This window comes from Pseudomonas sp. NPDC089428 (genome assembly GCF_044749325.1).
GTDB lineage: Bacteria > Pseudomonadota > Gammaproteobacteria > Pseudomonadales > Pseudomonadaceae > Aquipseudomonas.
Genome location: NZ_JBIVHT010000022.1, coordinates 70,072 through 78,152, shown reverse-complemented (window position 1 = coordinate 78,152; position 8,081 = coordinate 70,072). Strand labels below are relative to the sequence as shown.

6 protein-coding genes are annotated in these 8,081 nt (G+C 62.6%); all 6 read left to right on the top strand.

What is annotated here, in order from left to right:
* Positions 1-337 precede the first annotated feature (337 nt).
* The 6 genes from ACIPZ5_RS25730 (at position 338) to ACIPZ5_RS25705 (ending at position 8,066) form a co-directional block, all read left to right on the top strand.
* Positions 338-1,981 carry an acetolactate synthase large subunit gene (locus ACIPZ5_RS25730; RefSeq protein WP_261941273.1) on the top strand — a complete coding sequence of 548 codons (1,644 nt, stop codon included), beginning with the start codon at positions 338-340 and terminating at the stop codon, positions 1,979-1,981.
* A gap of 181 nt (positions 1,982-2,162) precedes the next feature.
* Positions 2,163-2,717 (top strand): UPF0149 family protein, encoded by a 555-nt coding sequence (locus tag ACIPZ5_RS25725; RefSeq protein ID WP_343600186.1) that lies wholly within the window; start codon positions 2,163-2,165, stop codon positions 2,715-2,717.
* Positions 2,718-2,841: 124 nt separating this feature from the next.
* Complete coding sequence (locus tag ACIPZ5_RS25720; protein ID WP_343600188.1) at positions 2,842-3,465, top strand: glutathione S-transferase; 624 nt, start codon at positions 2,842-2,844, stop codon at positions 3,463-3,465.
* 27 nt (positions 3,466-3,492) lie between these two features.
* A complete protein-coding gene (locus ACIPZ5_RS25715) occupies positions 3,493-5,505 on the top strand; it encodes a pyridoxamine 5'-phosphate oxidase family protein (protein ID WP_400811328.1) in 2,013 nt (670 codons plus the stop codon).
* 173 nt (positions 5,506-5,678) lie between these two features.
* Positions 5,679-6,575: a LysR family transcriptional regulator gene (locus ACIPZ5_RS25710; protein WP_400811327.1), complete on the top strand. Its 897-nt coding sequence runs from the start codon at positions 5,679-5,681 to the stop codon at positions 6,573-6,575.
* A 195-nt stretch (positions 6,576-6,770) separates the two neighbouring features.
* Positions 6,771-8,066, top strand: coding sequence for an MFS transporter (locus ACIPZ5_RS25705; protein WP_400811325.1), 1,296 nt, complete (start codon positions 6,771-6,773; stop codon positions 8,064-8,066).
* Positions 8,067-8,081 lie beyond the last annotated feature (15 nt).

Sequence of the window (8,081 nt, the reverse complement as noted above, 5' to 3'; positions counted from 1 at the left end):
TGGTAGTGTGGGGTTTCCCCATGTGAGAGTAGGTCATCGTCAAGATTCATTTCGCAAAACCCCTATCTGCGCATGCAGGTAGGGGTTTTGTCTTTTCCGCCCTTCGCTAATGCGGCGCTTTGGCACTGCAGCCAAATGTCTTTTGTCTGTATCCTCCTATCTGCGCCGTTCGTACGGTGCGACAATATTTCTCGCAAATTAACGTGACTTGTTCGCGCTTAAGCTGCGTCAAGACTTAAGTTCGGGGCAATCCTGGCCCCCGAACCGAGCGATGCCAGCGTACCGTGCTGCGCATTTCTGGACTTCCACCGTCCGATCACTTGAGGTTACAAGCAAGATGGCCAAGGCCGCCGATGTCGTTGTGCAATGCCTGGAAAACGAAGGTGTCGAGTATGTGTTCGGCATTCCTGGTGAGGAAAACCTCGACCTGCTGGAATCCCTGCGCAAGTCGAAGATCAAGCTGGTTCTGACCCGCCACGAGCAGTCCGCGGGCTTCATGGCCGCCACCTATGGCCGCCTGACCGGCAAGACCGGCGTCAGCCTGTCGACCCTGGGCCCTGGCGCAACCAACCTGGTAACCGCCAGTGCGTACGCCTACCTGGGCGGTATGCCGATGATGATGATCACCGGCCAGAAGCCGATCAAGAAGTCCAAGCAAGGCCGCTTCCAGATCATTGACGTGTGCGGCATGATGGACCCCATCACCAAGTACACCCACCAGTTCGCCTCGGCCGACAACATCCCGGCCCGTATGCGCGAAGCGTTCCGCCTGGCTGAAGAAGAAAAGCCGGGCGCCGTGCACCTGGAGCTGCCTGAAGACATCGCCGCCGAGCAGACCGACGCCCTGCCGATCCCGCGCAGCCTGCACCGTCGCCCGCTGGCCGAGCACGTGGCCATCGACGCCGCCGTGGAGAAACTGCAGAAGGCCCGCAGCCCGATCCTGGTGATCGGCGCCGGTGCCAACCGCAAGATGACCGCCAAGGTCCTCAAGCAGCTGATCGACAAGACCGGCATCCCGTTCATCACCACCCAGATGGGTAAAGGTGTGGTCGACGAGCGCCACCCGCGCTTCCTCGGCAACGCTGCGCTGTCGTCCGGTGACTTCGTCCACCGCGCCATCGAAGCGGCCGACCTGATCATCAACATCGGCCACGACGTGATCGAGAAGCCACCGTTCTTCATGGTCCGTGGCGGTACCGAAGTCATCCACATCAGCTTCCGCTCGGCTGAAGTCGATGCCGTGTACTTCCCGCAGGTCGAAGTGATCGGTGACATCGCCAACGCCGTATGGCAGATCAGCGAAGCGCTGAACGATACCGCGCACTGGGACTTCACCCGCCTGATGGCGATCCGTGAAGCCAACGAAGCACAGATCGCCGAAGGTGCCGACGACAACCGCTTCCCGGTCTACCCGCAGCGTATGGTTGCCGACATCCGTCGCGTACTGCCGTCCGAAGGCATCGTTGCCCTGGACAACGGCATCTACAAGATCTGGTTCGCCCGCAACTACAAGGCGCACAAGCCAAACACCGTGCTGCTCGACAACGCCCTGGCGACCATGGGCGCCGGCCTGCCTTCGGCGATGGCTTCGCATCTGGTCTACCCGGACCGCCCGGTGATCTCGGTGTGTGGCGACGGCGGCTTCATGATGAACAGCCAGGAACTGGAAACGGCCGTGCGTCTGGGCATGCACATCACCGTGGTGATCCTGCGTGACGACGGCTACGGCATGATCCGCTGGAAGCAGGCCAACATGGGCTTCACCGATTTCGGCCTGGACTACGGCAACCCGGACTTCGTCAAGTACGCCGAAGCCTACGGTGCCAATGGCCACCGCGTGGAAAGCGCCGAAGCCTTCCTGCCGCTGCTCGAGCACTGCATCAAGACCCCAGGTGTGCACGTGATCGACTGCCCGGTGGATTACAGCGAGAACGACCGCATCCTCAACAGCGAGCTGCGTGAGCGCGCGCTGGCGGTATAAGGCTTAACGGCCTCATCGCCGGCAAGCCGGCTCCCATCAGGTGTTTCACTGGCCTCATGGCCAGTGCAGGACCTGATGGGGGCTGGTTTGCCGGCGATTGCTTTTGTACAGGCAACAAATCCCTCCTGCTGAACGCCATGTGCTAGGGTGCACGCAAATCTTCACCCCAGGACGCCCGCACATGCTCCCCGCCCTCAGCGAAAAAGAACTCGCCCGCCTCGAAGACCTGCTGATCACCTACGGCAACGACTATTCGGTGCTCAACCTGGCCGAGCTCAACGGCTTTTTCACTGCCTTGGCCAGCTCTCCGGTCGACGTGCTGCCAGAGCAATGGCTGCCCACAGTCGCCGGCGGCAAGGTACCGAAATTCAAGAAACCTGCCCATGAAGAGGCCTACACCGCCTTGATGCTGCGCTATGCCTACCAGGTCGCCGAGCAACTGGCGGAGAACCTCGACGGCTTCGAGCCGCTGTTTGAAGAGAGTGAGGCAGAGGAAGGTCCGGCGATCATCATGGAAGAGTGGTGCTTCGGCTACATGCGTGGCACACAGGTAGCCGGTTGGGGCGAGCTACCGCCAGAGCAGGATCAGCTGCTCAAGGCGATTTCACTGCATGGTCTGGAAGATAACTTCGAGTTGCTCGATGCCATGAGCTTCGATGAGCTGCAGGCCTGCGTGCCCCACGTGGTCGAAGCTGCGCGCGGTCTGTATCGCTATCAGAAGCAGTCGCGGCACTGATCCCCGGATTATTTCGCTCAGCGAAATTATGGTTTGCTCCTTGCACTGATTCTGCTGCCCGCCGAATCGGCGCAGGATGGGCTCCAGCTGGCACCACCCCGGTGCCTTTCTGGAGCCCAAGCCCATGATCAAATTCTACAACTTCCCCAAGTCCGGCCATGCCCACCGTATCGAGCTGATGCTGTCGCTGCTCGGCCTGCCCAGCGAACAGGTATTCGTCGACCTGGCCAAAGGCGCGCACAAGCAGCCGGACTTCCTCGCCCTCAACCCGTTCGGCCAGGTGCCGGTGATCGATGACAACGGCACCGTCATCGCTGACTCCAACGCCATTCTGGTCTACCTGGCCAGCACCTACGACAAGGCTGGCAAGTGGCTGCCCCACGACCCGCTGAATGCCGCCCGCGTGCAGCGCTGGCTGTCGGTTGCCGCCGGGCCACTGGCTTTTGGGCCTGCCGCAGCCCGCCTGGTGACCGTGTTCGGTGCTTCGTTCAATACCGATGAAGTCATCGGTCGCGCGCACACCTTGCTCAAGGTGATGGACGCCGAACTGGCCAAGTCTGCTTTCCTGGTCGGCAATCAACCGACCATCGCCGATGTCGCCAACTACTCGTACATCGCCCACGCCCCCGAGGGCAATGTCTCGCTGGAACCCTATCCCAACGTCCGCGCCTGGCTGGCTCGGATCGAAGCGTTGCCTGGCTTTGTTGCCATGCCACGCACCGCCATCGGCCTGCAGACCAGCGTCTGAGCCGCCACCTACGCGAGGACTGCCGCCATGCAGCAACTCCCCAACCATCGCACCTCGCCCTGGCATGCCGGCGAGAAACGCCTGCAGGAGCAGGTCGGTGTATCGGAGCGCATGGAAGTGTTCGGGCAGAAGGTCATCCGTGACTACATGCCCGACCAGCACCGCACTTTCTACCAGCAACTGCCATTCATCGTCGCAGGTACGGTGGACCCTCGCGGCAGGCCCTGGGCGACCTTGCTGGAAGGCCGGGAGGGTTTCATTAGCTCGCCCGACCCACGGCAGTTGCTGATTGACACCCAGCTTGCCAGCGACGATCCGGCAACGTCCGGGCTGGCGGCTGGCGAGGCTATCGGCCTGCTCGGCATCGAGCTGCATACGCGCCGGCGCAACCGCATCAATGGGCAGATTGCACAGGCCGCAAGTGGTGTGCTGCAGGTGCATGTCGAGCAGGCTTTCGGCAATTGCCCGCAGTATATCCAGCTGCGTGAATACACCCGGGTCGATGAGCCGGCGCAAGGGCGGATCGATGCGCAAGCGCTGGATGCCATGACCACCCGGATGATCGCCAACGCCGACACGATGTTCGTCGCCAGCTATATCGATCACGCTGACGGCCAGCGTTCTGTAGATGTCTCGCACCGTGGGGGCCGGCCTGGTTTCGTCAGGGTCGAAGGCAACCGCCTGACCATTCCTGACTATGCCGGCAACCTGCATTTCAATACCCTGGGCAACCTGCTGGAGAATCCGCAGGCCGGGCTGTTGTTCGTCGATTTCAGCAATGGTGATGTGTTGCAGGTGAGCGGTCGCACCGAGGTGATACTCCACAGCCCGCTGATCAATGCCTTCGAGGGGGCCGAGCGGTTGTGGACGCTGGATGTCGAGCAAGTGGTGGTCCGCCCGGCGGCGGTAAGCTTGCGATGGGCGTTCCAGGAGTACGCGCCAACCAGCCTCATGACCGGCACCTGGGCCGAGGCCGAACAGAAGCTGCAGCAACGTGAGCGGCAGCATCAGTGGCTGTCCTGGCGGGTAGCGCGCATCGAGCAGGAGAGTCGCGATATCCGCTCGTTCTACCTCGCGGCCGATGAACCGGTGGCCTTCTCGCCCGGCCAGCACATTCCGGTGCGTATCCCGCTGGGCGGCGATGCACCGCTGATTCGTACCTACAGCCTGTCTTGCGCGCCATCCGATGGCTACCTGCGCATCAGCGTCAAGGCGCAGGGGTCGGCATCGCGCTATCTGCATGAGCAGGTCAGGGTCGGCGACATGCTGGACGTACGGATGCCGATGGGCAGCTTCACGCTGGCCAGCACCATCGAGCGGCCCATCGTGCTGATCGCAGCTGGGGTGGGCATCACGCCACTGATCGCCATGCTGCGCGAGCTGCTGGCGAGCAAGGAGGGGCGCCGTGTCCACCTGTTCCATGGCGCACGCAGCCTGGCTGATCTGCCGTTTCAACAGGAGCTGGCAGCGTTGCGTCGGCGGGCGGGGGCACGCTTGAGTGTGCATCGCTCGCTGAGCCAGCCGGAGCCAGAGGCCGTGCAAGGGCGTGACTACGAGCACGCCGGGCGCCTGGGCATCGAACAGGTCAAGGCAATGCTGGCACTGGATGATTACGACTTTTACCTGTGTGGCCCGGCCAGCTTCACCCAGGACCTGTATGAAGGGCTGCGCGGCGTGCATGTGCCGGATGCGCGTATTCATGCCGAAGCCTTCGGGCCATCGACGTTGCGCCGGCATGGCGATGACAACCAGCCGACGTTGCAACAGCCACCGGCTGCCAGCGAGCCGGTACCGGTGTATTTCGCCAGTTCAGCCAAGGAGGCGCGTTGGGCACCGGGTAGCGGGACGTTGCTGGAGCTGGCCGAGGCGCGCGGGCTGGCACCAGACTTCAGTTGCCGGGGTGGGTCTTGTGGTACCTGCAAGACCAAGGTGTTGAGTGGGCAGGTGCATTACCCGAATCCGCCCGCAGAGATGCCAGAGGAGGGCACTGCGCTGATCTGTTGTGCGGTGCCGGCCCAGGCGTTGGTGCTGGAGCTATGAGGTTGCTGGTGCTGGCCCTTTCGCGGGCACGCCCGCTCCCACAGGGATTGCGCATGCCTTGAGGTAAGCATTGAACCTGTGGGAGCGGGTTCACCCGCGAAGAGGCCGGAACGGGCAGCGAAAATTGCCCAGATAATCGATAATCCCCGCATCCCCGATACCCAGGAGCGCGCATGGACCAGATCCACCTGATGAAGGTGTTCGTCGCCGTCGGCGAACTGGAAAGCTTCGCCGCTGCCGCCCGTCGCCTGGACATCTCACCCGCTGCCGTTACCCGTGCCGTCAGCGCCCTCGAAGAACAGATCGGGGTCAAGCTGCTGCTACGCACTACCCGCAGCGTGCGCCTGACCGAGGCCGGCAGCCGCTATCTGGAAGACACCCGCAACATCCTGGCCAGCATCCACGAAGCCAACGAGGCCGCCGCCGGTATCAACGCCAAGCCCAAGGGTGAACTGGCGATCACCGCCCCGATCCTGTTCGGCAAGAAGTTCGTCATGCCCTGTATCGTGCGCTACTTGCAGCAATACCCCGAGGTCGACGTATCGGCGTACTTCCTCGACCGTGTGGTGAACATGGTCGAGGAGGGCATGGACGTGGCCGTGCGCATCGGGCCGCTGCCCGACTCTGGCCTCAAGGCCCTGCGTGTGGGCCGGGTGCGGCGGATGTTGTGCGCATCGCCCGACTACCTCGCACGCATGGGCGAGCCACAGCACCCGTCGGACTTGCCGGACCATTCAGTGATCGCTACCACCAACCTCTCGCCACGGGCCGGCTGGCGCTTCGGCCTGGCCGACGAGCCGACCCTGGTGCGCATGAAGCCGCGGCTGACGGTTACCAGCAACGACGGTGCGATCGCTGCGGCAGTGGGCGGGTTGGGCATCGCCCGGCTGCTGTCGTACCAGGTGGTCGATGAACTGGCCAGCGGCCAGTTGCAGGTCATTCTCGCCGACTACGAAGAAGCGCCCTGGCCCATCCACATCTTGCACCGCGAGAGCAAGTACGGCTCGGCCAAGGTGCGTTCGTTCATCGACCTGCTGGCGCAGGACCTGCGGGCTCGCCAATTGGATTGACCTTTGAGATCGTACAACACAACTGGATTTTCTTTGGTCCTAATGCGAAGACCGCATTTTATCGGTCATGAATAATTATTGTTGTACGACGACCTATGACATGGCACTCTTCGCCTGAAACAATTTGTCTCATTTAGCCCTGCCGGCGAATGAGCCAAATCACCCGTCACTCTAAAAATAAGATTCAGGTGAACAATGAAGATCAAAGGCATCCGTTGGTGGATGGTCAGCCTTGTCACGGCCGGGCTCGTCGTCAACTACCTCGCCCGTAACACCCTCTCGGTGGCAGCCCCCACGCTGATGACCGACCTCTCGATCACTACCGAGCAATACGCCAAGATCGTCGCGACCTGGCAGATGTGCTACGCGCTCATGCAGCCGATCGCCGGCTGGCTCATCGATTTCATCGGCACCAAGCTGGGGTTTGCCGTGTTCGCCCTGGCCTGGTCGCTGGCCTGCGCGGGTGCGGCACTGGCCAGTGGCTGGCAGAGCATGGCGTTCCTGCGTGGCTTGCTGGGCATGACCGAGGCCGCCGGCTTGCCGGCCGGAGTCAAGGCCACCACCGAATGGTTCCCGGCCAAGGAGCGCTCGGTCGCCATTGGCTGGTTCAACATCGGTTCGTCGCTGGGTGCACTGCTGGCGCCGCCGCTGGTGGTGTGGGCGATCCTGCACAGCGGCTGGCAGCTGGCGTTCGTCATCGTCGGCGTCTCTGGTGTGCTGTGGACCCTGTTGTGGATGCTGATGTACAAGCACCCGCGTGATCAGAAACGCCTGAGCGACGAGGAGCGGGATTACATCCTGTCCGGCCAGGAAGCCCACTTCAAGGCCGACCAGCGCGAGAAGGGCGCCTGGAAGCGCATATTCAGGACCCGCAACTTCTACGCCATCGCCTCGGCACGGATTCTCTCCGAGCCGGCCTGGCAGACCTTCAACGCCTGGATCCCGCTGTACCTGATGACCGAGCGACACATGAACATCAAGGAAGTGGCGATGTTCGCCTGGTTGCCGTTCCTCGCTGCCGACATCGGCTGTGTGCTTGGGGGTTACCTGAGCCCGATGTTCCACCGCTACTTCAAGGTGTCGCTGTTCACCTCGCGCAAGATGGTGCTGGTGTTCGGTGCCAGCTGCATGATCGGCCCGGCCTGCATCGGTCTGGTCGAAAGCCCTTACACGGCGATCTTGCTGCTGTGCATCGGCGGCTTTGCCCACCAGACGTTGTCGGGCGCGCTGTATTCGATCACGTCGGATTCCTTCAGCAAGGACCAGGTGGCGACTGCGACCGGCATGGGCGGGATGTGCGGCTACCTGGGCGCGGCGCTGTTCACCCTGGTGTTCGGCATCCTGGTCACGCAGATCGGCTACAGCCCGCTGTTCGTGGTGCTGGCGGCGTTCGACATCGTGGCGGCGGTGCTGGTGTGGAAGGTCGCGCGCGAGGTGCAAGGGGCGGCTTCGCAAAGGCCGCTGGCAGCGTCGCCCGGGGTACTGGTGTAAGGCGTGAGAATCCGG